This window comes from Paracoccaceae bacterium (assembly GCA_033344815.1).
Lineage (GTDB): Bacteria > Pseudomonadota > Alphaproteobacteria > Rhodobacterales > Rhodobacteraceae > Roseobacter.
In genome coordinates, this window is sequence record JAWPMR010000001.1 from 1,849,223 (window position 1) to 1,875,295 (window position 26,073).

General features: G+C 58.0%; 28 protein-coding genes. 21 read left to right on the forward strand and 7 right to left on the reverse strand.

All coding sequences use genetic code 11. The features are described 5' to 3' along the window. The first annotated feature begins 107 nt into the window (after nucleotides 1-107). Nucleotides 108-335, forward strand: a complete 228-nt coding sequence (locus R8G34_08595; GenBank protein MDW3222926.1) for a hypothetical protein — start codon at nucleotides 108-110, stop codon at nucleotides 333-335. A 262-nt stretch (nucleotides 336-597) separates the two neighbouring features. Here R8G34_08595 and R8G34_08600 read toward each other — a convergent pair whose 3' ends face one another. Next, nucleotides 598-1,068, reverse strand: coding sequence for a hypothetical protein (locus tag R8G34_08600; protein ID MDW3222927.1), 471 nt, complete (start codon nucleotides 1,066-1,068; stop codon nucleotides 598-600). A 297-nt stretch (nucleotides 1,069-1,365) separates the two neighbouring features. Next, nucleotides 1,366-1,818 carry an Lrp/AsnC family transcriptional regulator gene (locus tag R8G34_08605; GenBank protein ID MDW3222928.1) on the reverse strand — a complete coding sequence of 151 codons (453 nt, stop codon included), beginning with the start codon at nucleotides 1,816-1,818 and terminating at the stop codon, nucleotides 1,366-1,368. A gap of 84 nt (nucleotides 1,819-1,902) precedes the next feature. On the opposite strand from R8G34_08605, the gene R8G34_08610 reads away from it, so the two are divergent. After that, nucleotides 1,903-2,601 carry an AzlC family ABC transporter permease gene (locus R8G34_08610; GenBank protein ID MDW3222929.1) on the forward strand — a complete coding sequence of 233 codons (699 nt, stop codon included), beginning with the start codon at nucleotides 1,903-1,905 and terminating at the stop codon, nucleotides 2,599-2,601. Next, on the forward strand, nucleotides 2,598-2,894 hold the full coding sequence (locus tag R8G34_08615) for an AzlD domain-containing protein (GenBank protein ID MDW3222930.1): 297 nt from the start codon (nucleotides 2,598-2,600) through the stop codon (nucleotides 2,892-2,894). Before R8G34_08610 ends, R8G34_08615 begins: the two co-directional genes overlap by 4 nt. 205 nt (nucleotides 2,895-3,099) lie before the next feature. Here the strand turns inward: R8G34_08615 and R8G34_08620 are convergent, their stop codons facing one another. The 5 genes from R8G34_08620 to R8G34_08640 are packed head-to-tail and all read right to left on the reverse strand — an operon-like array spanning nucleotide 3,100 to nucleotide 10,104. After that, entirely contained in the window at nucleotides 3,100-4,377 is a 1,278-nt protein-coding gene (locus tag R8G34_08620; GenBank protein ID MDW3222931.1) for an aminotransferase class III-fold pyridoxal phosphate-dependent enzyme, read from the reverse strand. A 3-nt stretch (nucleotides 4,378-4,380) separates the two neighbouring features. Next, the gene (locus tag R8G34_08625; GenBank protein ID MDW3222932.1) at nucleotides 4,381-5,484 is read right to left on the reverse strand and encodes an enolase C-terminal domain-like protein; all 1,104 of its coding nucleotides are present in this window, start codon (nucleotides 5,482-5,484) and stop codon (nucleotides 4,381-4,383) included. Next, nucleotides 5,481-6,587: an enolase C-terminal domain-like protein gene (locus R8G34_08630; GenBank protein ID MDW3222933.1), complete on the reverse strand. Its 1,107-nt coding sequence runs from the start codon at nucleotides 6,585-6,587 to the stop codon at nucleotides 5,481-5,483. Before R8G34_08630 ends, R8G34_08625 begins: the two co-directional genes overlap by 4 nt. Further along, nucleotides 6,584-7,666: an alcohol dehydrogenase family protein gene (locus tag R8G34_08635; protein MDW3222934.1), complete on the reverse strand. Its 1,083-nt coding sequence runs from the start codon at nucleotides 7,664-7,666 to the stop codon at nucleotides 6,584-6,586. The genes R8G34_08630 and R8G34_08635 overlap by 4 nt, the downstream gene beginning before the upstream one ends. Further along, nucleotides 7,663-10,104, reverse strand: a complete 2,442-nt coding sequence (locus R8G34_08640) for an FAD-dependent oxidoreductase (GenBank protein ID MDW3222935.1) — start codon at nucleotides 10,102-10,104, stop codon at nucleotides 7,663-7,665. Before R8G34_08640 ends, R8G34_08635 begins: the two co-directional genes overlap by 4 nt. Before the next feature lie 66 nt (nucleotides 10,105-10,170). On the opposite strand from R8G34_08640, the gene R8G34_08645 reads away from it, so the two are divergent. The 18 genes from R8G34_08645 to R8G34_08730 all read left to right on the forward strand — a co-directional run bounded on the left by R8G34_08645 (nucleotide 10,171) and on the right by R8G34_08730 (nucleotide 26,030). Next, the gene (locus R8G34_08645; protein MDW3222936.1) at nucleotides 10,171-11,058 is read left to right on the forward strand and encodes a MurR/RpiR family transcriptional regulator; all 888 of its coding nucleotides are present in this window, start codon (nucleotides 10,171-10,173) and stop codon (nucleotides 11,056-11,058) included. Then, nucleotides 11,055-12,134 carry an aromatic ring-hydroxylating dioxygenase subunit alpha gene (locus R8G34_08650; GenBank protein MDW3222937.1) on the forward strand — a complete coding sequence of 360 codons (1,080 nt, stop codon included), beginning with the start codon at nucleotides 11,055-11,057 and terminating at the stop codon, nucleotides 12,132-12,134. The genes R8G34_08645 and R8G34_08650 overlap by 4 nt, the downstream gene beginning before the upstream one ends. Next, complete coding sequence (locus tag R8G34_08655) at nucleotides 12,127-12,531, forward strand: GFA family protein (protein ID MDW3222938.1); 405 nt, start codon at nucleotides 12,127-12,129, stop codon at nucleotides 12,529-12,531. The genes R8G34_08650 and R8G34_08655 overlap by 8 nt, the downstream gene beginning before the upstream one ends. A 132-nt stretch (nucleotides 12,532-12,663) precedes the next feature. Beyond that, nucleotides 12,664-14,106, forward strand: a complete 1,443-nt coding sequence (locus R8G34_08660; protein ID MDW3222939.1) for an aldehyde dehydrogenase family protein — start codon at nucleotides 12,664-12,666, stop codon at nucleotides 14,104-14,106. 76 nt (nucleotides 14,107-14,182) lie between these two features. Beyond that, nucleotides 14,183-14,563, forward strand: coding sequence for a carboxymuconolactone decarboxylase family protein (locus R8G34_08665; protein ID MDW3222940.1), 381 nt, complete (start codon nucleotides 14,183-14,185; stop codon nucleotides 14,561-14,563). Between the two features lie 337 nt (nucleotides 14,564-14,900). Continuing rightward, nucleotides 14,901-15,677 (forward strand): 23S rRNA (adenine(2030)-N(6))-methyltransferase RlmJ, encoded by a 777-nt coding sequence (gene rlmJ, locus R8G34_08670; GenBank protein ID MDW3222941.1) that lies wholly within the window; start codon nucleotides 14,901-14,903, stop codon nucleotides 15,675-15,677. 65 nt (nucleotides 15,678-15,742) lie between these two features. Beyond that, nucleotides 15,743-16,162 carry a hypothetical protein gene (locus R8G34_08675; GenBank protein MDW3222942.1) on the forward strand — a complete coding sequence of 140 codons (420 nt, stop codon included), beginning with the start codon at nucleotides 15,743-15,745 and terminating at the stop codon, nucleotides 16,160-16,162. Between the two features lie 6 nt (nucleotides 16,163-16,168). Next, a complete protein-coding gene (locus R8G34_08680; GenBank protein ID MDW3222943.1) occupies nucleotides 16,169-16,606 on the forward strand; it encodes a TerB family tellurite resistance protein in 438 nt (145 codons plus the stop codon). A gap of 37 nt (nucleotides 16,607-16,643) precedes the next feature. Beyond that, nucleotides 16,644-17,084 (forward strand): TerB family tellurite resistance protein, encoded by a 441-nt coding sequence (locus R8G34_08685; protein MDW3222944.1) that lies wholly within the window; start codon nucleotides 16,644-16,646, stop codon nucleotides 17,082-17,084. Between the two features lie 14 nt (nucleotides 17,085-17,098). Continuing rightward, the gene (locus tag R8G34_08690; GenBank protein MDW3222945.1) at nucleotides 17,099-17,821 is read left to right on the forward strand and encodes a PhnD/SsuA/transferrin family substrate-binding protein; all 723 of its coding nucleotides are present in this window, start codon (nucleotides 17,099-17,101) and stop codon (nucleotides 17,819-17,821) included. Between the two features lie 127 nt (nucleotides 17,822-17,948). Continuing rightward, a complete protein-coding gene (locus R8G34_08695; protein MDW3222946.1) occupies nucleotides 17,949-18,725 on the forward strand; it encodes an ATP-binding cassette domain-containing protein in 777 nt (258 codons plus the stop codon). Nucleotides 18,726-18,753: 28 nt separating this feature from the next. Next, nucleotides 18,754-19,482 (forward strand): transporter substrate-binding domain-containing protein, encoded by a 729-nt coding sequence (locus tag R8G34_08700; GenBank protein MDW3222947.1) that lies wholly within the window; start codon nucleotides 18,754-18,756, stop codon nucleotides 19,480-19,482. Nucleotides 19,483-19,535: 53 nt separating this feature from the next. Beyond that, a complete protein-coding gene (locus R8G34_08705; GenBank protein ID MDW3222948.1) occupies nucleotides 19,536-20,420 on the forward strand; it encodes an ABC transporter permease subunit in 885 nt (294 codons plus the stop codon). Beyond that, nucleotides 20,417-21,223, forward strand: a complete 807-nt coding sequence (locus tag R8G34_08710) for an ABC transporter permease subunit (GenBank protein ID MDW3222949.1) — start codon at nucleotides 20,417-20,419, stop codon at nucleotides 21,221-21,223. The genes R8G34_08705 and R8G34_08710 overlap by 4 nt, the downstream gene beginning before the upstream one ends. 85 nt (nucleotides 21,224-21,308) lie before the next feature. After that, on the forward strand, nucleotides 21,309-22,643 hold the full coding sequence (locus R8G34_08715; protein ID MDW3222950.1) for a glutamine synthetase family protein: 1,335 nt from the start codon (nucleotides 21,309-21,311) through the stop codon (nucleotides 22,641-22,643). Nucleotides 22,644-22,650: 7 nt separating this feature from the next. Beyond that, nucleotides 22,651-23,328 (forward strand): type 1 glutamine amidotransferase, encoded by a 678-nt coding sequence (locus R8G34_08720; protein MDW3222951.1) that lies wholly within the window; start codon nucleotides 22,651-22,653, stop codon nucleotides 23,326-23,328. Beyond that, nucleotides 23,328-24,686 (forward strand): glutamine synthetase family protein, encoded by a 1,359-nt coding sequence (locus R8G34_08725; GenBank protein MDW3222952.1) that lies wholly within the window; start codon nucleotides 23,328-23,330, stop codon nucleotides 24,684-24,686. The genes R8G34_08720 and R8G34_08725 overlap by 1 nt, the downstream gene beginning before the upstream one ends. A 39-nt stretch (nucleotides 24,687-24,725) precedes the next feature. Beyond that, nucleotides 24,726-26,030: an FAD-binding oxidoreductase gene (locus R8G34_08730; protein ID MDW3222953.1), complete on the forward strand. Its 1,305-nt coding sequence runs from the start codon at nucleotides 24,726-24,728 to the stop codon at nucleotides 26,028-26,030. The last annotated feature ends 43 nt before the right edge of the window (nucleotides 26,031-26,073 follow it).

Sequence of the window (26,073 nt, forward strand, 5' to 3'; positions counted from 1 at the left end):
GCGACCGACACAGTTGCAATATTTCCGCTTGCCGCGCTTGTTCCTGACAAGGAGGGGTCAATGAACGACGCACTGTCGCGCCGTAGATGGACTTCGGCTTGCGTCCCATGGCCCCTCAGATATCACGTTCGACCGTGCTCACCCATCAGGTCCAAAAAGCAACGCGCGGCGGCCTTTTGGGTTTCCTTGCAGATTTTATGATCATCGTGAGTTATCCCATCTTTTGTGCTGGGATCAGGCAGATGCCAATGCGCGATCTGGACGATGCTCCTGTTCTGGCGATGGCTGTAGTCAGTCAGCCCGAACGTTATGTCGCCGCTGCTGTTTGCGGGTGATCGATTTCACGTCTTCAGCAAGTCGCTGATATCTATGCAGCCTTTTGACCGGTTGTATTTTGCCGGGGCCTTGTGGGACGGGCAAAGGCGGCGCTGTCTCATGACATAGCAGATCATGCATGACCATTTGAGCTGCCAGGCTTTGGGTGCGTTTTGCTTCCGTTGCATGCAGTCGAGATTTACCAATACCGTTGCCAGCTTGGGTCCGATCAGACCGCAGCCGCTGTCGCTTCTGCCTCCAAATCGAAGGTTTTGCCGGCGTTCAGGACGCGCCAGCTTGTTCACCTGTGCAACACCAGACTTGTTGTGTTGCGGACGCACTGCAACGGGTTCCAAGCGCGTGCCAATGCAGAACCGTTGCCAGGGTTTCGGGCGCTGCGTGATGACCAGCGCGGTTTGCACAAACAGCATGCGCAGATATCGGCGCCAGATTTATGTTTCCGCCCCAAATCGCCCGCCAGCGCGACTCTGTCGCTGGATCAATCTGAGCCACGCGTAAATTCGCGCCCACGGCCAAAGACCTTGCCATGGCAGCAGCCATTGCCGTTGAGATCAGCGAGCGGATGCGGGGATTGGTCATGAAGCGCGGGCAGCCCGGCGCGGTCTCCCGGCCCTCATGTATGTCGGATGCGCCCCTCTCGATCCGCCTGTCCAGCCAGATCCGGTCTTGCGGATGCCCAAGGATCAATTTCCGCATCTGCAGGGACATCTCGCCACGGCGATGGTCCAGCATACTCTTCAGCGCGGAGCGCAACGCGGCGCTCAAGAGTGATCCGTGTACGCCGGGACAGGCGCGGATCTGGTTCGTTGCTTCCGTCCGCCGCGATACAAAGCGAGATCGGACGCGCTGCAGCGCCTGCTTATCTAATTGTTCCCGCCTCTTCTCAAGACGCCCATGAGGGGGCAACGCGGCCTCAGCATCATTTTCATCGTACTTGCGGCCCTTGTTGAGCCGTTTCACACAGATCGCGAAAATGGTCCGGCGCTTAAATCCCGTCGCTGGCGGATGCTGCGCGGCGCACGTCAGATCTCAGATCGGAAGTTCCAGCGTCGCTTTTTCCGTCGATACCACAATTGAAGTGCGGAATTTCCGGACATTCCGGTCTGCAAAGAAAAACCGATGGGTGAAAGCTTCGTAGTCCCCGATATCCCTGGCTACCACGATCATCACAAAATCGGCATCACCGGCGATGCAGTAGAAATTTGTCACCTGCGGATCCTGACGGGCTTTCCGTTTGAAAGCGTCGATCTGGTCCAAACGGTCTCGTTCAAGCTCGACGGATACCACCGCCGTGATGCCAAAACCCAGCTTCTCCTGATCCAGCACAGCAACTTCTTTTTTGATGACACCGCTATCGCGCAAGACCTTCAGCCGCCTCTGCACCGATGCGGTGGAGGCGCCGATGTGGTTCGCCAGCGCCTGTATGGACGTTCGTGCGTTTCGTTGCAGCAAAGCCAATACTTGATGATCTGAGTGATCCATGATCGCTCCCTAGCAGAATAAGACATATTTTGATCGTAGTTACTCATTATTTGGAAGAATAGGTAGTTTATCCAATCAACTCCAGTGCCTAATCTGCTGGCTATGAAATACGGTATTATTGCAATTCTTCCGCTTGCCGCCGGGGCCGCCGTCTACGGTTTTGCCTTCGGCTTGCTGGCGGCACAGGTTGGCTTTCCTTGGTGGGGCGTCGCCCTGATGAGCGGGTTCGTCCACGCGGGATCATCCCAAATCGTCGCTGTTGAACAGTTCGCCGGCACCTCCGCCGTGTTGGGTGCCGCATTGGCAGGCGCAGCTCTGAACCTGCGTTACATTGGAATTGCCGCGTCGCTGTCAGGGGTTTTAAGCGGGTTGCCACTTCGGATGAAACTATTGGCGATCCACATGACCGGCGACGAAAACTGGGCTTTGACGATGGCTGAACGGGCGAAAAACCCTCATATCGGGGCGGGTTTTCTGATCGGCTCCGGAACTGTGATGATCACGGTCTGGACGTTATCCACAACGCTCGGCGCGGTTGCCGGTGCCACGCTGCCAGACCTTGAACAATTTGGTTTGGGCTTTGCATTCACCGCTGCCTTTATTGCCATGGCGCGCGGGTTATGGCGCGGCCCAGCCAACCTCATGCCATGGGCTATGAGCTTTGCTGTCACAATCGGCGTCACCGCCGGAGGTTCCCCCAAGGCCTATGCGATTGTTTTAGGCGCTTTCTGCGGCCTTGCCATTTCACATGTCCTCAGAAGCAGAAGAGCGCGCCTGTCATGAGCTTTCCGTTCTGGATGTTGATTGTTGTTCTGGCCAGCGCCGCATTTTCGATCCGGGTGCTTGGTCTTTATGCCGGTGACGCACTCAAATCGTCCCGCTTCACATGGGTTCTGGATGATCTGCCGGGTCTTATTGTAGTGTCATTGGTAGCGTCTTCCCTGGCGGGCCAATCAACTGGGGCATGGATGGCCGGCGCCGTTGCCCTCGCTGTCGCTTATGCCAGCAATCATGTCATTCTGACCATGTGCGTTGGCGTTGCGGTATACGGCGGGCTGATTTGGTCCGGGCTATAGTTTCGCCGCGTGCCACCAATCATTTTCAACCCGCAAAGCGCCGGAGAATCCCTCACGACCGTTTTACCTGCGCACTGGTTTTGCGCGCACGACAGCGAACCGCATTGCGCCATTGCACGGCAATGAAGCGCCGTGAAACGGCCCAAAGAAAGGGGGCAACCGGACAACTCCGTGGCCCTGCCTTCGACCTTTCTCTGTGATCGCGTCAGCTTCTAGCGATCGCCTGAACCGCGGCTAAAACGGCCGCGCGCGTTTGATCCAGATCAGCATCGGTGATCGCCAGCGACGGGTAAAGTTTGCCCGCGGACTTGAAGACACCATTTTCGCGCAAAGTGGCATTATAGGTAGCGTTCCGGTGGGGGTCGTCGTGTTTTGCCGTGCGGAAGTCCCGGCATGTGTCAGCAGTAAAGACGACATCAAAAAGCGTTTCGTCACCACAGATCTGGTGTGCAATTCCGGCCTCATGCAGCGCGGTTGTTTGCATGTCCTGAAGCGATTTGCCGATGGCTCTCAACCGCGTGTAGCTGTCATCACGGCGCAGTATTTCCATTGTCTTCAGCCCTGCAGCCGCCGCGATGGGATTTCCGGACAGGGTGCCAAGTTGCATCAGCCATTTGTCCGCACCCACAATGGATTTATCAAAGTGCTGCATGATGTCTGCACGTGCGCCCAGCGCGGCCAGGGGAAAGCCGCCGCCAATGATCTTTCCCAGCGTGCAAATGTCTGGCGTTACGCCATAGCGTTCCTGCGCCCCGCCGTAGGCCAGACGAAACCCTGTTACGATCTCATCAAAGATCAGCAGCACATGGTACTTGTCACACAGGTCGCGCAGGCCCTGCAGGTACCCCGGTTCCGCAGCGATGATCCGTTGCAGGGGTTCTGCGATGATCGCTGCCACATCCTTGTGTTCAACCAACAGCGCTTCGACCGCCGCCAGATCATTGAAAGGGGCGATAAGCATCTGATCGGCAACGGCTTGCGGGATGCCCGCGCTGTCCGGTACCGCCTGTGGAAAATTGGCGCGCGCAGTTGGCGCGAGGCTCATCTGGGCTTCGGCGCTCATGCCGTGATAACCGCCTTCAAACTTCAGGATCTTGTCACGGCCCGTATAGGCCCGCGCCAGGCGCATCGCGTACATATCCGCCTCGCCGCCCGACGTGACAAATCGGACTTGCGCGCAACAGGGGACCGCCTCGACGATGGCCTCGGCCAGTTCGATGCCCGTGGCGTTATTGGCAAAGAAGGTCATGCCGTTGGGCAATTGCGCGAGCACGGCTTCCAGCACCTCCGGGTGACCATGCCCCAGCAGCATCGGACCGGACCCGATCAGATAGTCGATGTATTCCTTGCCCTCCACATCCCAGACGCGGCTGCCCTGGCCTCTGGCGATCACGATGCCGGGGTCAAAATTGCCGAACCCACCGCCGGGCAAAACCCGCTGCGCGCGGGCGATCCAATCTGATTGAGACGTCAGTTTTTGCATAGGTCAGGCCAATTCCAGAAGAGGGTTTCCAAGGATGTCCGGGTCCGGTGTCACGCCAAGCCCTGCCCCATCAGGCGGTGCGATGCGGCCGTTCTGGCGTATCGGGCAATCCGGCGCGATGCGCGGCGCGACGTAACCTGACAGATCGCAGGTATTGAGCAACGCGCCGTGGGGCGTGGAGGCGGCAAAATGCAGCGAGGCGGCCGTCACAATGTCAGAGCCCCAAGTGCATTCCGCGCAAATCTCGGCCCCAAGTTGGATCGTCAGATCACGGGCACGGCGCATGGCCGACAGACCGCCAAATTTCGAGAGTTTGAGCGCGACCGCATCAAGGCATCCCAAAGCATGCGCCCGCATCAAGCTCGCCAGATCAAAGGCGCCTTCGTCGATCTTCATGGCCAGCCCTGTGGCCTGGCGCACGGCGGCACAGTCTTCCAGAGTTTTGCAGGGCTGCTCCAGCATCACATCGAGATGGGCGACCGCGCGGCCGGTCCGTGTGGCGTGTAATTTCGAGGCACCGCAGTTCCAATCGCCATAGACCAGCGGCCCCTCTCCAACAGCTTCGCGCACTTTTGCCAGACGTTCCGCATCAGCCTGCCAATCCGCGTCAGACCCCAGTTTGGCTTGAAACTGTCGGATGCCGGTGGCGTAGGCCTGCGCCGCGACGCGCGCCATTTCATCAGGGTCGATACAGGTGATGGAGTGATAAAGCGGCATATCGCGCCGCGTGCGACCGCCAAGCAATTGATAAAGCGGCAGATCCGTTGCTTTGCCGAAAAGGTCCCATAGCGCCATATCGACAATTGATTTCGCATCTGCGTGACCCGGCAGGAAGCCATCCAGTTTGCGCATCGGTGCGTCAATGCCTGTTGGCGTGATGCCAAGTATTTCGGGGGCCATTTCGGTGATGGCACTGGGCACGCCATCGGCAAAAGCAGGCAGGTAATGCGGGATCGGGCAGACCTCGCCCCACCCCTTCAGACCGGTATCCGTCTCAAGACACAGCACATGGGTCTTGACCGTTGCGCAGGTTTTGCCCTCCGCCATGTAATAGGTCTCATGGCTTGTCAGATCGACAGACCACAGGGTGATGCGATTGACCTTCATGAATAGACCGCCACCGGGTCGCCCAGCGTTTCCTCATCCGGATGCACGCCCAGACCCGCGGCTTCGGGCAGATGTAAATGGCCGTCTATGTTGCGCGGGCCGCGCCCGCCTGCAATGTCCACAGTAATCATGTCCTGACAGGCCCAGACCGCATGGCAGTTTTCATCCGGAACCGTTGCGGCCAGATGCAAAGCCTCGGTGTCGGCCAGGACAGTTCCGCCCGTGGCCATGACAAACATGTCGATGCCATGCACCAGTGCAACGTCGCGCATCCGGGCGGCTTTGGTCAGGCCGCCAACGCGGTTGAGCTTGATCCCGAACACCTCCGCCAAACCATCGCGCGCAATGCGGACCGCATCCTGCAGTGTCACGAGCGATTCATCAATGGACACAGGGGCTGCGTGCTTGCCTGACAGGGCGCAGATGTCATCGAGGCTTTCGCAGGGCTGTTCAAAGGTGACGTTCAGATCCTGCGTGGCCGACATGACCTGCAAAGCCTGGCCGCGCGTCCAGCCGCGATTGACATCGTAAAGCACAATCTCTCCGTCGTGCCGGTTGTCTTCGACGTCTCGGATGCGGGCGATGTCACGTGCCACGTTGCCGCCGATCTTGACCGAATGCGCGATGTAGCCGCGCTGGCGGTACCGCTCGATCACCTTGCGCGTTTCCTCTACGGTCTTGGCGCCAACCGAGGATGCGATGGGGCGCGGCGTGCGCGACCCGCCGCCCATCAGATCGGCAATCGGGACACCGGCCACTTGCCCCGCAATGTCCCAACACGCCATATCAATCGGGCTTTTCGCATAGAGATGACCCGGCAGCGACAAATCCATGGCCCGCTCCACATCCAACACGCGCCGCGGATCAAGGCCGATCACAAAGGGGGCCATGGTCTGGATCCCTGCGCGGATACCGGGGCCATGGGCGGGCACGTAGGTGTGCCCCCAGGGCGTGCCTTCGCCCCAGCCCGTGACGCCCGTGTCCGTCTCGACCTTGAGCAGTGTTGCGTCCAGTGTTTCGAACTTTAACCGCCCGCCGGACAGCCAGTAGGGATGCGCCAGCGGCAGGTCGCACTGGTAGACGGAGATCTTCGCAATCCTCATGGCGTCACGACGATATTGCCGACGTGGGTCTTTGCGATGAAAGCCGCTTGTGCTTCGCGCAGCTGCTCCAGCGGATAGGTCGCCGCCAGCGCAGGTTTGATGTCGCCGTTTTCGATATAGCGGATCAGGTTGGACATGACTTCCGGCGCAATCACGGTTGATCCCGTGAACGTCAGATCGCGCAGGTAGAAGGTGCGCAGATCCAGTTGCACGATCGGCCCGGCAATCGCGCCGGAACAGGTATAGCGCCCACCGCGTTCAAGCACATCGATCAGCGTCGGCCAATATGGCCCCCCCACAACGTCCGCAAGAACAGTGACCTTTTCCGCCCCCAGTGCGGCGCGCAGATTGTCAGGTGCGCGGGGCAGGATCAGATCCGGCCCGAGTGTTGCCACCTCCGCATGTTTGGTCTCGGACGCCATGGCAATGACACGCGCGCCGCGCCGCTTTGCCAGTTGAACAAGCGCACCACCGACGCCGCCGGATGCACCGGGGATGAGGACTGTATCATTTCCTGTCACTTGGGCGCGCGTCAGCATCCCCTCCGCAGTGGAATACGAACAGGAGAATGTCGCAAGCTCCGCATCTGACAGGTCGGACTGGATGGCCAGTGCATTGCGCGCGGGCGTCGTTGTGAACTCTGCAAAACCGCCATCGCGTTCAGATCCGAAATAGCCCGTCTTGTTGAGGTCTTCGAGATCGTCCGCATCACGAAGCCAGCCATCTGTAATGACCCTTTCGCCGATGCGTGCGGCATCAACCCCGGCCCCCACCGCCACGATGCGACCACAAACATCTGCGCCCTGAATGCGGGGAAATGTGATCGGCGCACCGCCCCATGACGGATCTTCCTGATCAACCTTAGCGTAGCCTGCGCCTGTTGTGGCATCACTCACCGCCTTGGAATACCAGCCTGAACGCGTGTTCACGTCGGTGTTGTTCAACCCGCAGGCCCCGACGCGGATCAGCACATCACCGGCAGCAGGCACCGGGCGCGGCCACTCTGCGTGCAGGACCATCTGGTCAAGGTCTCCATGGCCCATGGTGACCATGGCTTTCATTGTTTTGGGCAGGGTCATGGCGCATCCGATCTTGGTTTGAGGCTTTGAGGGTCATAGGCGGGCTCTCCCAGAACGCGCGCTTGGCGCGGCGCGCCATGGATGACCACCTGCAAGGCGGTTCCCGGGTTTGCGGCCTCCGGTTTGACGTAGGCAAAGGCCAGAACCTTGTCGACGGTCGGGCCATAGGCAACCGATGCGGTTGACCCGACCACAGTTCCGTTCAGCATCACCGCTTCACCGCCATGGCCATCCGCCTTGCCATCCGGGTCAATCTCAAGATACGCGCAGACCCACGGCAGCTCCGTGTTGAATGTCATATCGCGCCCCAGATAGTCCTTGTCCCTGCGCGCAAAACGCAGCACATCGGCCTCGGCCAGCGTCACCTCGTTGGTCAACTCTCCCGCACCCTTGAAGCCTTTTTCCATGCGCATGACGTTCATGGCAAAGGATCCGTAATCTGCGATGCCAAAGGCCTCCCCCGCCGCCCAAAGAGCGGAATAGACATCAAGGCAAGCCGCGTTCGGCATGTGAAATTCCCACCCCAACTCACCCGCATAGGACATGCGAAACGCCCATATTGAATGGCCCGCGACCGTGATTTTCTGCGCGGATAACCAGCGAAAACCCGCATTGGACAAATCCGCATCCGTACAAGCGGCCAAAACGTCCCGCGCCTGCGGTCCGTTCAGGGACAAGGCGGACCAGTCGGCAGAGAGGGATGTAACGGTCACCCCTGCACCATCGCAATGCTGGTTCAGATGGTCCAGCAAACGGTGCTCAAAGAACGCGGCGCACACCAGATAATATTTGTCCGCCGCCATGCGCACAATCGTGGTTTCCAACTCGATCCGGCCGGCGCGGTTCAGCATATGGGTCAGAGTGATCGAGCCGTCTTTTTGCGGCATCCGGTTGGCGGTCAGGCGATCCAGCACGGCATGGGCGTCCGGCCCCTGGACAAGAACCTTGGTGAAGGCCGTCACATCCATGATACCAACGGCCTTGCGTACGGTTTCCACCTCCGCCGCCACAATGTCATCCACCGGTGTGCGGTTGAAGGAATAGTGATCATGTTGCGCCACGCCATTCCTTGCAAACCAGCGCGGGCGTTCAAATCCGAAGACTTCCTCATGCACGGCCCCTTTTGCGCTCAGCAGATCGTGCAACGGAGAGGGTTTGACAGGTCGCCCCGCAAAACGGTTGAAATGCGGGAACGGAATTTCGTGTCGCAGGCAATAATCTTCCTCCGCCTTCACCACTTGCCATTCCTTCGTGGCATAGCTGCCAAACCGGCGCGGATCATACTCGCGCATCGAGATATCGGCCGCCCCATGCACCATCCAGCGCGCCAACTCGCGGGTCAGCCCCGGGCCCCAGCCAATGCCGATCTGCGTGCCGCAACAACACCAGTAATTGCGCACGCCCGCGGCCGGACCAATCAGCGGATTGCCGTCAGGGGGGTGGCTGATTGCCCCGTGGACTTCGCGTTGAATGCCAAGCTCGGCAAAAATCGGCATGCGGTTCAGGCTTTCCTCAAGATAGGGCATCACACGGTCATAATCCGCGTCAAACAGCCAGTTTTCGTAATCCCAGGGGCAATGGTCATGCCAAACGGAGTTGGGGTTTTCCTTCTCGTAAATCCCGATCAACCCGCGTTTTTGCTCCATACGGATGTAGCCGGACACCTTTTTGTCGTCGCGGATCACCGGCAGTTCGGTCTCCAGCGTTTCGAATTCCGGCACCGGTTCGGTTACGAAATAATGGTGCGTCATCGAGGTCATCGGCAATTGCAGGCCCGACCACACACCCATCTGGCGCGCATAAGTACCGCCTGCGTTGACCACGTGTTCACAGGTTATACTGCCCTTGTCCGTCTCGACAATCCAGTCCCCGGACGGGCTTTGCGTGATGTTGGTCGCGCGGCATTGGCGGATGATCCTGACGCCCTTCTGGCGCGCGCCGGCGGCCATCGCCATGGTCACATTTGTCGGATCGACATGGCCGTCATCCGGCGTATGGAGCGCGCCCAGAACGCCCTCAAGATTGTAGAACGGATGCAGCGCGGCAACCTTGTCCGGGCGGACCAGTTCAATGTTGAACCCAAGCGCGCGCCCGACGGACAGCGTATGGCGCAGCCAATCCATCTCGTCCTCGGTATAGGCCAGGCGAAAGGAGCCGCACCCATGCCACGTCACGGGCTGGCCCGTCTCGGCTTCCAACCCGCCCGAATAGAGCCCGATGTTGTAATCCACGCATTTCCCGAGGCCAAAGCTCGATGTGGAATGGGTGATCTGCCCCGCCGCATGCCAGGTGCTGCCCGATGTCAGCTCCGCCTTTTCCAGCAAAACCGTGTCCTCGCCCCAGCCCTCATGGCCAAGGTGATATGCAAGCCCCACGCCCATGACCCCGCCGCCCACGATGACGACACGGGCCTGGGTTGGAAATTCTGCCGCCACGATCACATCCTTTTTTTCGAGTCGATTTTCACTCGACAGGCTAAGCAAACAAAAATACCATCGTCAATCATGAATGGGACAAATGTATCAAAAACGATTCTCGAGCGTCTGGCAGGCGAGCTTTCAGATCTGACGCCAGAAGCCCGCAAGGCCGCCACCTATGTGCTGGAAAACCCGCGCGATGTGGGGGTGTCGACCGTGCGCGAAATCGCGCAATCCGCCAACGTGAAGCCCAACACAGTTGTGCGCATGGCGCGGCAGGTGGGCTTTGAAGGGTATGAAGACTTCCGCGCGCCATTTCGCGATGCCATCCGGCGCGGGGCGGCTGATTTCCCCGACCGCGCCCGCTGGTTGCAGGACATCCGCAAAACCGGCGAGTTGGGCGGGCTCTATGCTGATGTGGTCCGCGATGCGCTGGCCAATATCGAAGAAACATTCGCTGATATCTCGACGCAGGATCTGAAAACCGCCGCCGAGGCAATCTGGAACGCGCGCCGCGTCTTTACGCTTGGGGTGGGCGTCAACAATTCGGTTGCGCGCAACTTTACCTACCTTGCTTCGACCGGCATGACCGAATTTCATGCCATCCCGCGGCCCGGCTCAACGCCGGTGGATGATCTGGCCTGGGCAGATGGCAACGACATCCTGATCGCCGTGACCTGCAAACCCTATCGCTCTGAGGTTGTCGAAGCCGTCAAGATCGCCCGGGAGCAGGGCATGAAAATCGTGGGTCTGTCCGACAGCCCGGCCAGCCCGATCATCCGGGACGCCGATCATGGCTTTGTCGTCTGCGTTGACACTCCGCAGTTTTTCCCATCCTCGGTCAGCATCATCGCGCTTCTGGAAACGCTGCTGTCCTTCGTGATCGCAGTCGCCAGCGATGAAATCGTTGAACGGGTCGAAACATTTCACAAACGCCGCCATCAGCTTGGCCTCTATCATGAGGAGACAAAATGACCGCCCCGATCCGATCCTTGGCGGCGCGGTACTACACCGACCCCGAAGTGTTTCGCATCGAAAACGCAGGTCTTCTGGCGCAGACATGGCAATTCGGATGTCATGCTTCCGACCTTGCGCGTATCGGCGATTATGCCACTTTCGAGATTGCCGGTGAAAGCCTGTTTGCGATCCGGGGCCGGGATGAAAAAATCCGCGTGTTCTACAACGTTTGTCAGCATCGTGCGCATCAACTGGTTTCGGGCCGGGGATCAACCCGTGTTGTTGTGTGCCCCTATCATGCGTGGACGTATGAGCTGACCGGCGAACTGCGTGCGGGACCCAATATCAATGCTGTCGAAGGCTTTGATAAATCAGGCATTTGCCTCACGGAGGTGCGCGCCGAAGAGCTTATCGGATTTGTGTTTGTGAACCTTGATCCGGATGCGGCGCCGATGGAGGAGTGGTTTCCACAAGCGCGCGCCGAATTGGAAGAATGGGTGCCGAACTGGGCTGATCTGAGGCCGCTGGAGTGGGTGGACATTCCCGAGACCTGCAACTGGAAGGTCTCGGTCGAGAACTATTCGGAGTGTTACCACTGCGCGCTCAACCACCCGACCTTCGCCAATGGGGTCGTCAGGCCGCAGACCTATGACATCCAGCCGCAGGGCAAATGCCTGCGTCACACAACCGAATGCCAAAGCCTTGAGGACATGACCTATGATGTGCACTCGGGCTTCGCCCATCAATATGAGTATTCAAGCTGGTTTCTATGGCCGATGTTTTCGTTTCAGGTCTATCCGGGCAATGTGCTGAACACCTATCACTGGCGCGCGATTGATGCCACTCATGTGGTGGTATGGCGGGGCTGGTATTCGGTGGGCGGTGTTGAGGACCCAAAGGTCCGCGCTCTGGCCGTGCAGGACCGTGAAACCACCGTTGAAGAGGATATTCATCTGGTGGAATCCGTACAGCGCGGGCTTGGCTCGCGCGGGTATCGACCCGGTCCTCTGGTTGTTGATCCCCGGGGCGGGGTGAATTCGGAACATCCGGTGATGCATTTGCAAGCCTGGATGCGCGAGGCGATCGATGGATAAGTCACGCGCCGGGGGCTGCGCCTGTGGCAATCTGCGCTACACCGTGAGCGGACCGCCGAATTGGACGGCCCTGTGCCACTGTGACGATTGCCGGCGCGCCTGTTCTGCGCCCATCGTTGCGTGGATGGGATACTCTCTGAACCGGGTTGACTGGGACGGCGTGCGGGCGACGCGCGCGTCCTCGGCATTCGCAACGCGCGGGTTTTGCCCGGAGTGTGGCACGCAGATGAGCTTTGAAAGCAGCCGTTGGCCCGGCGAGGTTCATCTCTACCCTGTGACCCTGGATGATCCGTCAGACTATGTGCCCGACCTTCACTGCTATGTCTCAGAGCGCCTCACCTGGCTGCATGTTGTGGATGATTTGCCAAAACACGCAGGGTCCGCAGATGCACCCTGACGGACGTGGCGCGCATGGGTGGATGCCTGTCCGGATTGGCCCTCGCATGTGCGATCTCACGCGCATCAGGCACCTTTACCGCCGGGTAAAACCGCATGATGCTCACCCCCCTCAGCACCGGATCAAACCCGCATGAAAAACCACTGGCAAAACTACATCAACGGCGCATGGGTCGATGGCGGCGCAGGGCGGATTGACGTCATGAACCCCGGCACCGGTGAAAAACTGGCCGATCAAGCGCTCGCAGACAGCGCCGATGTGGACCGCGCGGTGCAGGCCGCGCGCGCGGTGCATCTGTCGGGTGCGCTCTCTGATCTGCGTCCGGTTGAGCGTGGCCGCAAGGTCCAGGCCATGGGCCGCTACCTGCTGAATCACATCGAAGAGATCGCCCCGGTCCTGACACTGGAACAGGGCAAACCGCTCTGGGAATCGCGCATCGAAATTGAAGGTGCCGCGCGTTATTTTGAGTATTACGGCAATCAGGCCGAGACCGTGGAAGGCCGCTCGATCCCGCTTGGCAGGGGCTATTTCGACTTTACCACCTGTGAACCCTTTGGCGTCAGCGCGCAGATCATCCCGTGGAACTACCCGGTGGAAATGACTGCACGCTCGCTTTCTGTGGCACTTGCCACCGGCAACGCCTGTGTGATCAAGACGCCGGAATTGACACCACTAAGCACGGCTTGGTTTGCCCATGCCGCAGAAGCCGCCGGATTGCCCAAGGGGGCCGTGAACATTCTGTGCGGTCTGGGTCAAGAGGCCGGGGCCGCCCTGTCTGCGCATCCGCAGGTCAACCAGATCGTCTTTACCGGCTCGGTGCCAACCGGTGTCGCCATCGCTTCGGCCGCTGCCAGAAACGTGGTGCCTTGCGTTCTGGAACTGGGCGGCAAATCCGCCGCAATCGTTCACGCGGACGCAGACCTTGAAGCGTTTGAGAAAGACGTGCGATGGGGCATCTACTTCAACGCCGGCCAGGTTTGCTCCGCCATGAGCCGCGTCATCGCGCATGACAGCATCCATGACGAACTGGTCGCGCGCATGGTGGGTGTGGCGCAGTCGCTCACGGTCAGGCCCGGGATCGAACAACCCGAATTCGGACCCGGGATGGGCGCGATGGTGTCCGAGGCACAGCGTGACCGCGCCGTCGCCATGATCGCCCAGGCTCAAGCCGAGGGCGCCACTGTTGCCACCGGCGGGCACAAACTGAACCGGCCCGGCGCGTTTCTGGAGCCGACGATCCTGACCGATGTGACGCCCGAAATGACAATCGCACAGGAAGAGGTGTTCGGCCCGGTCTTGTCCGTCCTCAGGTTTTCCCATGATGCAGACGCGCTCAAAATCGCGAACGGCACGCCCTATGGTCTTGTCAGTGGCGTCTTCACCCGCAGTCTGGATCGCGCAACCACGGCGGCGCGCGACTTGCGCGCGGGGCAGGTTTTTGTAAACGAATGGTACGCGGGTGGCGTGGAAACCCCCTTTGGCGGATATGGAAAATCCGGCTATGGCCGCGAAAAGGGCCGCGAGGCCTTGTGGAATTACGTGCAGACGAAAAATGTCGCGATTAAGCTCGCCTGAGCGCGCAATACTAGAAAGTAACGATCAAGCTCGCTTGAACGCCCAAATTATGGAAGAACTCTTGAAGGACAAGGATATGAGCAGTTTCGACGAAGACCTCTTTCTCAAAGGCCTGGCACAACGCAAAGCGACCCTTGGCGCGGAATATGTGGAGAAAAACCTGGCCGCCGCTGATGATTTCACCCGGCCGTTTCAGGAAGCCATGACGGCCTGGTGCTGGGGCTTTGGCTGGGGCGACGATGTCATTGATGCCAAGACGCGCTCGATGATGAACCTGTCGATGATCGGGGCCTTGGGCAAGATGAACGAATGGGAACTGCATTGTCGCGGCGCGATCAACAACGGCGTCAGTCATGACGAGATCCGCGCCATCATCCACGTCATTGGCATCTATTGCGGTGTGCCGCAGGCACTGGAGTGCTTTCGTGTGGCGCGCAGGGTAATTGAAGCGGAATAACAACCAGCTCCACATCAATCACGGCGCCCATCGAGCCCGCGGGCAAGGGTGCCGCGCCCAAACGGCAGCAATAACCACCCTTGCAACCTTTTGTGTCGTATCGCGGGGGTTACAGCGCCGCGTGATCGCTTAACCCCATCTCAGCAAACCCCGCCGGGCGCTTTGTTAACCGGCATTTTCACGTACACGGGGTGTACAGCCTGTGTACAGGTTGTGTACGGGCTGTGCCACGCGCTTTGGCCATAAGGCAAAGGCGTTTACCACGGCTGACCGGCGCTTGCCCGGAACCCGGCCGTTAACCGTTGCGCGTGCGCCCTGTTCGCCCTTATGAAAGCGGATGCTGAGTTACCAACATATCTATCACGCCGGCAATCTCGCGGATGTGCACAAGCACGGGCTGCTGGCCTGGATCCTGTCTTATCTGACGCGTAAGGACAAACCGCTGAGCTATATTGAAACCCATGCGGGCCGCGCGCTTTATGATCTTGATGATCCCTCTGCGCTGAAAACCGGCGAGGCGGTGCGGGGCATCGACAGGCTGTCCCCGCGGGTTCCGCCCGATCACGCCTACGCGCAGGCGCTGGCGCGGACACGGGCGAGCCATGGTGCGCGCAGCTATCCGGGCTCGCCCCTGATTGCCGCACAAGTGTTGCGCCCCACAGACAGCATACACCTGGCAGAACTGCATCCGCAGGAACACGCAGCACTTGATTTTGCGATGTCGTCCCATGGTGCGAAATGCTACCGAACGGATGGGTTTGAACTGGCACATTCCCTGTGTCCGCCCACCCCTCGGCGGGGCATCATGCTGATTGATCCCAGCTATGAAATAAAGAACGACTACCGCGATATTCCGCGCCACGTCGCCAGAATTACGCGCGCCTGGAATGTCGGGATTATCTGCCTGTGGTATCCCATTCTCACCTCGCGCGCGCATCTTGAGATGGTGCAAACACTCCGGGCCCAGCACCCCGAAGCGCTGTCCCATGAAGTGCATTTCCCTCCGGCGCAGCCCGGTCACGGCATGGTTGGGTCGGGTCTTTTCGTGATCAATCCGCCCTATGGGCTCACAGAGGAAACCGACAGGTTTTCCAAGCTTTTCAAGAACCTGTAGGCTCCACAGGGGTCACCGGGTTTTAGGCGCTAGGCACATGGAGAATTGCGTGTCAGAGTAGGGCCATGCGCGCGTTGTTGACAGTATGCCTTGTGGGTTTTGGCCAGACAGCCCTCGCCTGCAACGCGCCGGTTTATCCGGTGCAGGCAAAGGTGGGCGAACCGGTTCATATCAGCATTTTAGACAGGTTCGGTTCGATCCAACGGCGGGCGTATCACAGCTGGGCTGCAAAAGCTGTGGACGGTGTCATGGATTGCCCGTCTTCGCATGAGCATTCGGCGGCGGCCTTCCGGTCAGACAGCGACGCACCCGCCGCGTTTTACCATCCGCAGCGGCTTGCAATTATGCATCCACGCGACTGCGCATTTGGCTTGATGCTCGCACTGTCCGCAGCACATGCCACAAGAATTACGCCAACGCGTACCGATCTTTTGGATCGCCGCGCATTATTTCATCGATATAAACCCACACTGGATTTCAGCTAAAACACAATGTTTGATAGACTTTTTTCGCGCAGACCGGCCAAATCAACCCCCTTGCCGCAGCCAAACGCACAGCTCGCCCTCGGCGCTCTACTGGTGCGTATTGCTTTGGCCGACCGCACCTATATGGCGTCTGAAATCGGGCAGATTGACCGCATTCTGGCAGCCACATTCAATCTGAAACCGTTGGAGGCGGCCAAGCTGCGCGCGACCTGCGAAGCGCTGGAACGCCATGCGCCCGGAACGCCCGAATTTGCGAAAATACTGCGCCAGGAAGTCGCCTATGATGATCGCAAAGCGCTCGCAGATGCCATGTGGGCCGTCGCCCTTGCAGATGGTCACCAAGACGAAGATGAGGAAATTCAATTACTTGCCATTGAGACGGCCCTTGGATTGTCAGACGCGGATATTGCAGCGGCGCGACAAAACGCACTGGATCGCAAATGATATTGGCACCCGGGAAATTCCTGACTATATCGAGGCCATGTTTGGAGAATTCATAAAACGGTTGACGCAACCCGATCCCGAGATGCTTCCCGATGAGGATGCGCGTCTTGCCCTGACGGCTTTGCTGGTGCGCATTGCGCGCTCGGACAATGACTATAGCGCGGGCGAAAAAGAACGCATCGATCAGATCACGGCGCGCCGCTATAACCTTGGCCCCGGGGCCACGACCGCCCTGCGCGCCGAAGCCGAAGCACTGGAAGCCGAGGCCCCCGATACGGTGCGCTTCACACGCGCCATCAAAGACGCCGTGCCCTATGAGGAGCGCCGCGCCGTTGTTCAGGCGCTCTGGCAGGTCGTGCTGGCGGATGGCGAACGTGCGCATGAAGAGGACGCATTGGTCCGGATGGTCACGAATTTCCTCGGGATCAGTGATCGGGACTCTGCGCTCGCGCGACAGGCGGTTGACGACAGCGCATGATTGCCAGCCTGCCCATGTATGATGGGCCAACGACGCGGTCCGCGAACGATAGATTTTGGCGCCTGACCCGGAACCGACTTGGGTTTGGCCCCGACAATTTGAACCGAACCGATGATCCACATGACACATGGGTCAGACCGGATCTGGTAATGTCCCAGACCTGCGGCCTGCCGTTTCGAAGCGGTCTCCACGGGCGGGTCAGCTTGATCGGTACACCGGATTACGGTGTCACGGGCTGCCCGCCGGGGTATTACAACTCCTGCGTCATCGTCCGCAGAGATGACCCTCGACGATCGCTCTCGGATTTTAAAAACGCGCGGTTGGCGCGCAACGATGTGCGCTCACAATCCGGCTGGGCTTCGATCGAAGGGCATCTGGCGGAAAACGATTTCGGCTTCAGCTTTCTGGGTAAAACCTTAGACACGGGCAGCCATGCCGCATCTGCACGTGCGGTTCTCGACGGGACAGTGGACATTGCCGCGATTGATGCCGTAAGCTGGGCGCTGTTTCAAAGGGAGACCCCAGCGGCGCAGGATCTGCGGGTGTTGGTCTCTACCCGGCCAACACCTGGTTTACCGATCATCTCATCCGCAACGGCAGACAAGGACCAATTGTTTCAGGCGATCAGCTCCGCGCTGGAGGCCTTGCCCGAAAAAGACAAAGCCAGCTTGTTGATAAAAGGCCTCATTGCGATTCCGCCCGAAGCCTATCTGTCCGAACCGCTTCCGCCCGCGTGAGAGCGCACGATTTGGCCCAAATTGCGCAATTTACCCTGCGGAACGGGCGCCAAACTGCTTTCAACATTGCAAAAGCTATAAATTTGGCACTTTATACTGCACTGAAACCAATAAGAGACAGTGTGCTTTGTCCATTCAACCGCCGGTTATTGAAATCCATAATTTACACAAAGCCTACGGGACGCTTGAGGTTCTCAAAGGCGTCCATATCTCTGCTCCCAAAGGACATGTCATTTCGCTGATTGGCTCATCCGGTTCTGGAAAATCCACCCTCTTGCGATGCTGCAATCTCCTGGAAGACAGCCAAGAAGGCGAGATCAGGTTCAAGGGTGAACCTGTGGCGTGGAAGGGCGAGGGCCACAATCGTCGCCCCGCAGATGCCGAGCAGGTCCTGCGCATCCGGACAAACCTGTCGATGGTGTTTCAGCAGTTTAACCTCTGGGCGCATATGACAATTTTGCAAAACGTCATGGAAGCGCCGCTGACCGTGCTCAAACGGGACCGGACCGAAGTGGAACAGTCTGCGCGCGGATACCTCGACAAGGTGGGGATTGGCGACAAATGTGACGTTTATCCCGCCCAGTTGTCAGGCGGTCAGCAACAACGCGCGGCCATCGCACGCGGCCTCTGCATGGAGCCCGAAGCCCTTTTGTTTGACGAACCCACTTCTGCGCTGGATCCGGAGTTGGAGCAGGAAGTTGTCAGGGTGATCAAAGACCTCGCAGCCGAGGGTCGCACCATGATGATCGTCACCCATGATATGAAACTGGCCGCCGACGTGTCAGACCATGTGGTCTTTCTTCATCACGGCCTGATCGAAGAACAAGGCCCGCCTGAGACTCTCTTTGGCGCGCCCAAATCCGAACGACTGCGCGGGTTCCTTTCAGCAACCCACGCCGCGTAACCTAAAGATAAAAAACGGGAGTAATACCATGAAATCACTAATCCTTGCCTCTGCGGCATTGGCCATGACGGCTGGAATGGCCTTGGCTGATGGCCATTCAAAAACCGTGCGCATGGGGACGGAAGGCGCCTACCCCCCCTACAACTTCATCAATGATGCGGGCGAAGTGGACGGGTTTGAGCGCGAGTTGGGCGATGAGCTGTGCAAGCGCGCCGAACTGACCTGCGAGTGGGTCACCAATGAATGGGACAGCATTATCCCCAACCTCGTGTCCGGCAACTATGATGTGATCATTGCGGGCATGTCCGTGACCGATGAACGTGACGAAGTCATCGATTTCTCAGAGCAATACACCCTGCCTGATCCTTCCGGTTACCTCGCATCCTCCAGTGACGCGGACATCAAAACCGGCGTGGTCGCGGCACAGTCCAATACAATTCAAGCCAGCTATATTGCTTCCACGGATGCGACCTTGGTTGAGTTTGCAACGCCCGAGGAAACCGTCGCCGCTGTGAAAAACGGCGAAGCAGACGCGGTTCTGGCCGACAAAGCTTTCTTGTCTGAACTTGCAAACGCGGACGCGGATTTGCAAATGCTGGACGAGGAAGTGATGATCGGCGGCGGCATCGGTCTGGGCATTCGCGAAAGTGACACCGAACTCAAAGAGAAGTTCAACGTTGCGATCCGTTCCATGAAAGACGATGGCAGCCTGAATGCCTTGATTGGCAAATGGTTGCCCGACCTGGAACAATTCTGATTTGACCACCGGGGGCAGCGCATCGTTGCCCCCTTATTTTGTTAGAGGATGTTATTTTTAGCTTTTGCACAGATCCAAGCACCCTGTCCGGCTGGCAGTGGATGGCCTGCTACCTGACCACAGGTAAGCATATGTCGATCTATTATTCGGTTTTTACAGTGTTTTTGCTGCTGGCGATTACGGCTCCGATCGCCTTGGCCTTCGGCTTTGGTGCGGCATCTGCAGCGCGCTCACATTTCGTGCCGCTTCAATGGTTTGGAAAATCCTATATCGCTGTCGTGCGTGGCGTCCCGGACATCGCATTCTTTTTGTTCTTCGTGATTGCATTGGATCAGGGTATCGAATACCTGCGCCACAAGGCCCTGTGTCCGGATTGGTCGGAACCCATCCGACAAGGCAATGATTTTGTGGTTTGTCAGGCTGCCAAAGTGCCCCTTGGCAGTGCACCTCAATGGGTGCATGAGAGTTACGGGTTTTCGCTGGCCGTATTGACCTTTGCCATTGTTTTCGGGGCTTTTGCCGCGAATGTGCTGTTTGGCGCCATGCGCGCAGTACCCCGTACACAGCTGGAAACAGCGGAAGCCTACGGCATGTCACCGCGCCAGACCTTCTGGCGGGTGTTGGTGCCACAAATGTGGGTCTATGCCCTGCCCGGTCTCAGCAACCTTTGGATGGTATTGATCAAAGCCACGCCGCTTCTGTTCCTGCTGGGCGTCGAGGACATTGTCTATTGGGCGCGTGAGCTGGGCGGCACCAAGACGCCCCGCTTTACGGAATATCCACATGGGGACTGGCGCATGTGGTATTTTCTGGCACTCCTCGTCTTCTACCTCGTCTTTACCCGGGTTTCTGAAATCGTTCTGGGCCGGATCATGACACGTTTGACCCATGGTCAGGCCACCGCGGGCGGCGAAGCTCAACGTAAGGCCGCCGCATGAGTTGCTGGCAAACAATTCAAGACTATGGCCTGCGCGCTGTTGGCATTGGCGAACGGCTCTTGCCACGTGACGATTTCACCCTGTGCCAGCAATTTACCCTGATTGGCTCGGGCATGATCTGGAACATCTACTTTGGTGTTTTCGCCCTGTGCATGGGCTTTTTCCTGGCCACAGCCCTGGCCCTTGGAAAAGCATCCCCACGTGCGATCTATCGAAAGCCCGCCGAATGGTTCATCTTCCTGTTCCGCGGCTCACCGCTGTTTATCCAGTTCTTTTTCGGGTATTTCCTATTCCTGAATCTTAAATCAGTCTCCCCGTTTTTTGATCCGTTTACAGCCGCCTGGTTAGGGGCCCTGATCGTTTTGTTCTGCAACACCGCAGCCTATTCGGGGGAAATCTTTTACGGTGCGCTCTTGTCGATTCCCAAAGGCGACATTGAGGCCGCAGATGCGTATGGTATGACGGGTTGGGCGCGGTTCAAACGCGTGATCTGGCCGACCATGCTGCGCCTTGCATGGCCCGCCTATACGAATGAGGCAATCTTTCTCTTCCAATCCACAGCGCTTGTGTTTTTCTCCGGTTTCCCGGCGTGGCAACAACGCGGTGATGCGCTGTATTACGCGAGTTACTTTGCCGATAAAACTTTCAATCCGTTCGTGCCCTATCCGATTCTGGCATTCTATTTCATTTTGCTGACGCTCGTGATTATTGGCGTTTTTGGTCTGGCCAATGGGCGATTGAACCGGCATTTGCCGCAAAATATGCGCCGCAAATTGAGGTTGCGCCCTAACCTCATCCGGTAGTATCCATAATTTGATCAAATTGTTTGTGGCGCTGGCCACAGGTCAGGTACATGCGCCTTTTGCCAACACACCGCAGCGGTAAGCTATGAAGAACTGGCTTCGCAAAAACCCCCAAGTGCGTACCATTCGCGTGGCCGCCGCTGATCTGAACGGTCAGGCACGCGGCAAACGTATTCCCTCCCGTTACGCGGATAAGGCTGTTGAGGGCGGTACGCGCTTTCCAATGTCAGTCCTGAACCTCGATATCTGGGGGGAAGACATCGAAAACAGCCCTCTCGTCTTTGAAAGTGGCGACAGGGACGGTGTTTTAAAACCGACTGAACGCGGATTCATGCCCATGCCATGGCTAGATGCGCCTACTGCATTGCTCCCCATCTGGATGTTTCATGAAGACGGGCGTCCCTATGCGGGTGATCCCCGCCACGCCTTGAGGTCTGTATTGGACCGTTACAAAGCACGGGACCTTACGCCGGTTTGTGCGGTTGAACTGGAATTTTTTCTGATCGACGATTCCGGTCGCAAGCTTCAGGTGCCGCCCTCACCCCGCTCGGGAAAAAGACGTGTCGCGGGCGAGATCTTGTCGCTGCGCGCCTTGGATCAATTCGACAGCTTTTTCACCGATCTTTATGACGCCTGCGAAGAAATGGACATTCCCGCCGATACGGCCATTTCCGAAGCAGGGTTGGGCCAGTTTGAAATCAATCTGATGCATTGTGATGATGCTTTGCGCGCCGCAGATGATGCCTGGCTGTTCAAGATGCTGGTCAAAGGGTTGGCGCGGCGACACGGCTTTGCCGCGAGTTTTATGGCAAAACCCTATGAAGATTACTCCGGATCCGGCTTGCATATGCATTTTTCGGTTCTGGACGCAGAAGGCAGCAACGTGTTTGACAATGGGGGCGAGGAGGGTTCCGATATCCTGCGCCATGCGGTGGCGGGATGCCTGAACGCCATGCCGGGATCTGCCTTGATCTTTGCGCCCCATGCGAACAGTTTTGACCGTATGGTCCCGGGATCCCACGCGCCCACTGGGGTGAGCTGGGCCTATGAAAACCGCACCTCGGCGATCCGGATTCCATCCGGAAGTCCCAGCGCGCGGCGTATTGAACATCGCGTCGCAGGCGGTGATGTAAACCCTTACTTGATGCTGGCGGCTGTTTTGGGGGCGGCAATCGGTGGCATTGAAGATAGCGCCGAGCCACCAGAACCGATCACGGGTAACGCATATGCCGCTGACTTGCCGCAAATCCCAGGGGATTGGAAATCCGCAATTGACGCTTTTGAAAAGGATCCGGCGATTGCCCGCATTTTCCCGGCCGAACTGATCCAAAATCTCGTTCTGACCAAGCGGCAGGAGTATCATTTCATGCAGGAACTTACCCCATCCGAACAGGTCAACGTGTACCTTGATACAGTGTGAGGCAACCATGAAAATCGGCATTCTGATGACGGGTCATCCCCCTGATACGATGATGGCGGGGGGGCTCTACGACCAGTATTTCGAGCGGCTTCTTGACGGCCATGGTTTTACATTTGAAGGCTGGCCCGTTGTTGATGGCATTTTTCCTCAAAGCGTCGAAGATGCAGACGGTTGGTTGATCACCGGCTCCAAGCACGGAGCCTATGAGGACCACGCGTGGATTGCGCCGCTCGAAGAATTCATTCGCGACACATTCGACGCCAAACGACCCATGATTGGCATTTGTTTCGGGCATCAGATCATTGCGCAAGCCATGGGGGGACGGGTCGAAAAATTTGCCGAAGGTTGGGCCGTGGGGCGCACTGAATATCAAATGGATGGAAAAACCTGTTCGATTAACGCCTGGCATCAGGATCAGGTTGTCGAAAAACCGAACATGGCAGTGGTGACCGCGCGCAATGACTTCTGTGAGAATGCTGCTTTGATGTATGAAGATCGGATCTGGACCCTGCAACCGCACCCGGAATATGGCGCTGATTTCATCCAAGGTCTGATCGAAACGCGCGGCAAGGGTATCGTACCCGACCGTCTTTTGGACCAAGCACGCGCAACCTTGTATGCTCCCACGGATCGTCACGCTGTAGCTAAAGCCATGGCTGAATTTTTCACGAAAGAGAGGGCCTGATGGCCGATTGGACAGCGCAACTCCCGCCTGCAGCAGCAGCTTATCTGGAAGGGCGGCGGTTGGATGAAGTCGAATGCATCATCTCGGATCTTCCCGGTATTGCGCGCGGCAAGGCCGTTCCGGCGTCAAAATTCGCGCGTCAGGAATATTTCCATTTGCCGGACAGCATCTTCTATCAAACCATCACGGGCGATTGGGGCGAAGCAGCGGGCGATGACGGTTTTATCGAGAAAGACATGATCCTCAAGCCTGATATGAACACGGCGACCGCGGCACCCTGGACGGGGGACTGGACACTGCAGGTGATCCATGACGCCTTTGATCGCAATGGTGAAACCGTGCCCTTCAGCCCACGCAACGTACTGAAGCGCGTTTGCCAGCTTTACCGGGACAAAGGATGGGAACCGGTTGTCGCACCAGAAATGGAGTTCTTTCTGGTCGCGCGCAACCTTGACCCGGCACATGACATCAAGCCGATGATGGGCCGTTCCGGTCGACCGGCCGCCGCACGCCAAGCCTATTCAATGACCGCTGTGGATGAATACGGACCTGTCATTGACGACATCTACGACTTTGCCGAGGCACAAGGGTTTGAAATCGATGGGATCACCCAAGAGGGTGGCGCGGGCCAGTTGGAGATCAACCTGCTACACGGTGACCCGGTCAAACTGGCCGATGAAGTCTTCTATTTCAAACGACTGATCCGCGAAGCCGCCCTGCGCCATGATTGTTTTGCGACTTTCATGGCCAAACCCATCGCTGATGAACCGGGCAGCGCCATGCACATCCATCATTCGGTTTTGGAAACGGGAACGGGTCGCAATATTTTTTCCACGGAAGACGGGCATGAAACAGAGGCATTCGCGCACTTTATTGCCGGGCTTCAAAATCATATGCCGGCGGCTCTGGCTGTCATCGCCCCCTACGTGAACAGCTACCGGCGATACGTTAAAGATCACGCAGCACCGATCAATCTGCATTGGGGACGGGATAATCGCACCACAGGCATCCGGGTACCGCTGTCTGGTCCTGAGGCGCGACGGGTGGAAAACCGGGTGGCCGGGATGGATTGCAATCCCTACTTGGGCATCGCGGCCAGTCTGGCTTGTGGGTATCTGGGTCTCACGCAGAAGCAGAAACCGCGCGATGAGTTCAAGGGGGATGCTTATGATGGAGACGGTGATATTCCGCGCGTCCTTGGATCTGCGTTGGATCTGTTTGAACAAGCGACAGCATTGCACGACGTTCTTGGGCCGGAGTTTGCGCGGGTCTATTCAATTGTGAAGCGTGCAGAGTATGACGAATTCCTGCAAGTTATCTCCCCATGGGAACGCGAACACCTTTTATTGAACGTCTGATCCCAACAAATAACCAACGGACAAACCTGAGGGCCGCTTGTGAATTTGCTCTATGCCAATGATACGCTTGGGAAATATCCTCCAAGTTGGTACGCGGCCAGTACCCCCGCGCTCCCTCCTTTTGAAAGCTTGAAGGGAGATGTCAAAGCAGACGTCTGTATCGTCGGTGCAGGTTACACAGGCCTGTCCGCGGCCCTTCATCTGGCACAAGCCGGGCGTCGTGTGATCCTGCTTGAAGCCCACCGTGTGGGGTTTGGCGCATCCGGGCGCAACGGGGGTCAATTGGGGAGCGGTCAACGCGTGACGCAAGACGCACTGCAAAAGATGCTCGGAGACTCGTCTGCCCAAACACTCTGGGATCTGGGTGAAGACGCAAAAGCGCTTGTGAAATCGCTGATCGCGGAACACAGCATCAATTGCCATCTGAAACCGGGTGTCGCCTGGACCGGTTCCTCTGCCTCCGAAGTGGATGATTTGCATGCTTATGCAGAACTGCTCGATACGTCATATGGGTATTCGGACATCCAGACATTAAACGCCGCGCAATGCCACGAGATTTGCCCATCACCGGACTATCGCGGCGGTATCCTGGACAAGGGTGCCGCACACTTGCACCCCCTGGCCTTTGCCTTGGGATTGGCGCGCGCGGCAACAGACGCAGGCGTCGAGATTTACGAGAAATCTTGTGTTTTGGACGTTGCCCATGGCAAAGTTGCAGTCCTTCACACAGAAGCAGGGCGTGTTACCGCGGATCATGTCATCCTTGCCTGCAATGGCTATTTGTCATCACTCGCCCCCTCTGTATCTGCCCGCGTGATGCCGATCAACAATTTCATCGTCGCCACTGAACCTCTGGGAGATCGCGCAAAACAAGTGTTGAACGAGGACGTTGCAGTCGCCGACAGCCGTTTCGTTGTAAACTACTTTCGTTTGAGCCATGACAACCGGCTCCTTTTTGGTGGCGGCGAAAGCTATGGCTATCGCTTTCCAAAAGACATCTCCGCGACCGTTCGCAAACCAATGGAAATCGTGTTTCCGCATTTGAAAGGTGTAAAGATCGACTATGCTTGGGGCGGAACTCTCGGAATTACGATGAAACGCTTTCCCTATCTTGCTCGGGTAGCTCCCAATGTTCTGTCTGCGTCAGGATACTCCGGTCACGGAGTCGGTACCGCCACGCACGCGGGTCAATTGATGGCACATGCCGTTCAAGGACAAAGCGACGGTTTTGACGCGATGAGCGCCTTTCCAACGCCCGCTTTTCCAGGGGGTGGCGCATTGCGAAGCCCGCTGCTTGTTCTGGCCATGACGTGGTATGCGCTTCGTGACCGTTTCGGGGTTTAAAACGCAACACGCGTCATGAAAGATTCACTTGGATGCTGTGACC

Coding starts and splice junctions, on each gene's coding strand:
- R8G34_08595 (MDW3222926.1), top strand. CDS start 108: ATGGCCCCTCAGATATCACGTTCGACCGTGCTCACCCATCAGGTCCAA.
- R8G34_08600 (MDW3222927.1), bottom strand. CDS start 1,068: ATGCTGGACCATCGCCGTGGCGAGATGTCCCTGCAGATGCGGAAATTG.
- R8G34_08605 (MDW3222928.1), bottom strand. CDS start 1,818: ATGGATCACTCAGATCATCAAGTATTGGCTTTGCTGCAACGAAACGCA.
- R8G34_08615 (MDW3222930.1), top strand. CDS start 2,598: ATGAGCTTTCCGTTCTGGATGTTGATTGTTGTTCTGGCCAGCGCCGCA.
- R8G34_08620 (MDW3222931.1), bottom strand. CDS start 4,377: ATGCAAAAACTGACGTCTCAATCAGATTGGATCGCCCGCGCGCAGCGG.
- R8G34_08625 (MDW3222932.1), bottom strand. CDS start 5,484: ATGAAGGTCAATCGCATCACCCTGTGGTCTGTCGATCTGACAAGCCAT.
- R8G34_08630 (MDW3222933.1), bottom strand. CDS start 6,587: ATGAGGATTGCGAAGATCTCCGTCTACCAGTGCGACCTGCCGCTGGCG.
- R8G34_08635 (MDW3222934.1), bottom strand. CDS start 7,666: ATGACCCTGCCCAAAACAATGAAAGCCATGGTCACCATGGGCCATGGA.
- R8G34_08645 (MDW3222936.1), top strand. CDS start 10,171: ATGAATGGGACAAATGTATCAAAAACGATTCTCGAGCGTCTGGCAGGC.
- R8G34_08650 (MDW3222937.1), top strand. CDS start 11,055: ATGACCGCCCCGATCCGATCCTTGGCGGCGCGGTACTACACCGACCCC.
- R8G34_08655 (MDW3222938.1), top strand. CDS start 12,127: ATGGATAAGTCACGCGCCGGGGGCTGCGCCTGTGGCAATCTGCGCTAC.
- R8G34_08660 (MDW3222939.1), top strand. CDS start 12,664: ATGAAAAACCACTGGCAAAACTACATCAACGGCGCATGGGTCGATGGC.
- R8G34_08665 (MDW3222940.1), top strand. CDS start 14,183: ATGAGCAGTTTCGACGAAGACCTCTTTCTCAAAGGCCTGGCACAACGC.
- rlmJ (MDW3222941.1), top strand. CDS start 14,901: ATGCTGAGTTACCAACATATCTATCACGCCGGCAATCTCGCGGATGTG.
- R8G34_08675 (MDW3222942.1), top strand. CDS start 15,743: ATGCGCGCGTTGTTGACAGTATGCCTTGTGGGTTTTGGCCAGACAGCC.
- R8G34_08680 (MDW3222943.1), top strand. CDS start 16,169: ATGTTTGATAGACTTTTTTCGCGCAGACCGGCCAAATCAACCCCCTTG.
- R8G34_08685 (MDW3222944.1), top strand. CDS start 16,644: ATGTTTGGAGAATTCATAAAACGGTTGACGCAACCCGATCCCGAGATG.
- R8G34_08690 (MDW3222945.1), top strand. CDS start 17,099: ATGTATGATGGGCCAACGACGCGGTCCGCGAACGATAGATTTTGGCGC.
- R8G34_08700 (MDW3222947.1), top strand. CDS start 18,754: ATGAAATCACTAATCCTTGCCTCTGCGGCATTGGCCATGACGGCTGGA.
- R8G34_08710 (MDW3222949.1), top strand. CDS start 20,417: ATGAGTTGCTGGCAAACAATTCAAGACTATGGCCTGCGCGCTGTTGGC.
- R8G34_08715 (MDW3222950.1), top strand. CDS start 21,309: ATGAAGAACTGGCTTCGCAAAAACCCCCAAGTGCGTACCATTCGCGTG.
- R8G34_08720 (MDW3222951.1), top strand. CDS start 22,651: ATGAAAATCGGCATTCTGATGACGGGTCATCCCCCTGATACGATGATG.
- R8G34_08725 (MDW3222952.1), top strand. CDS start 23,328: ATGGCCGATTGGACAGCGCAACTCCCGCCTGCAGCAGCAGCTTATCTG.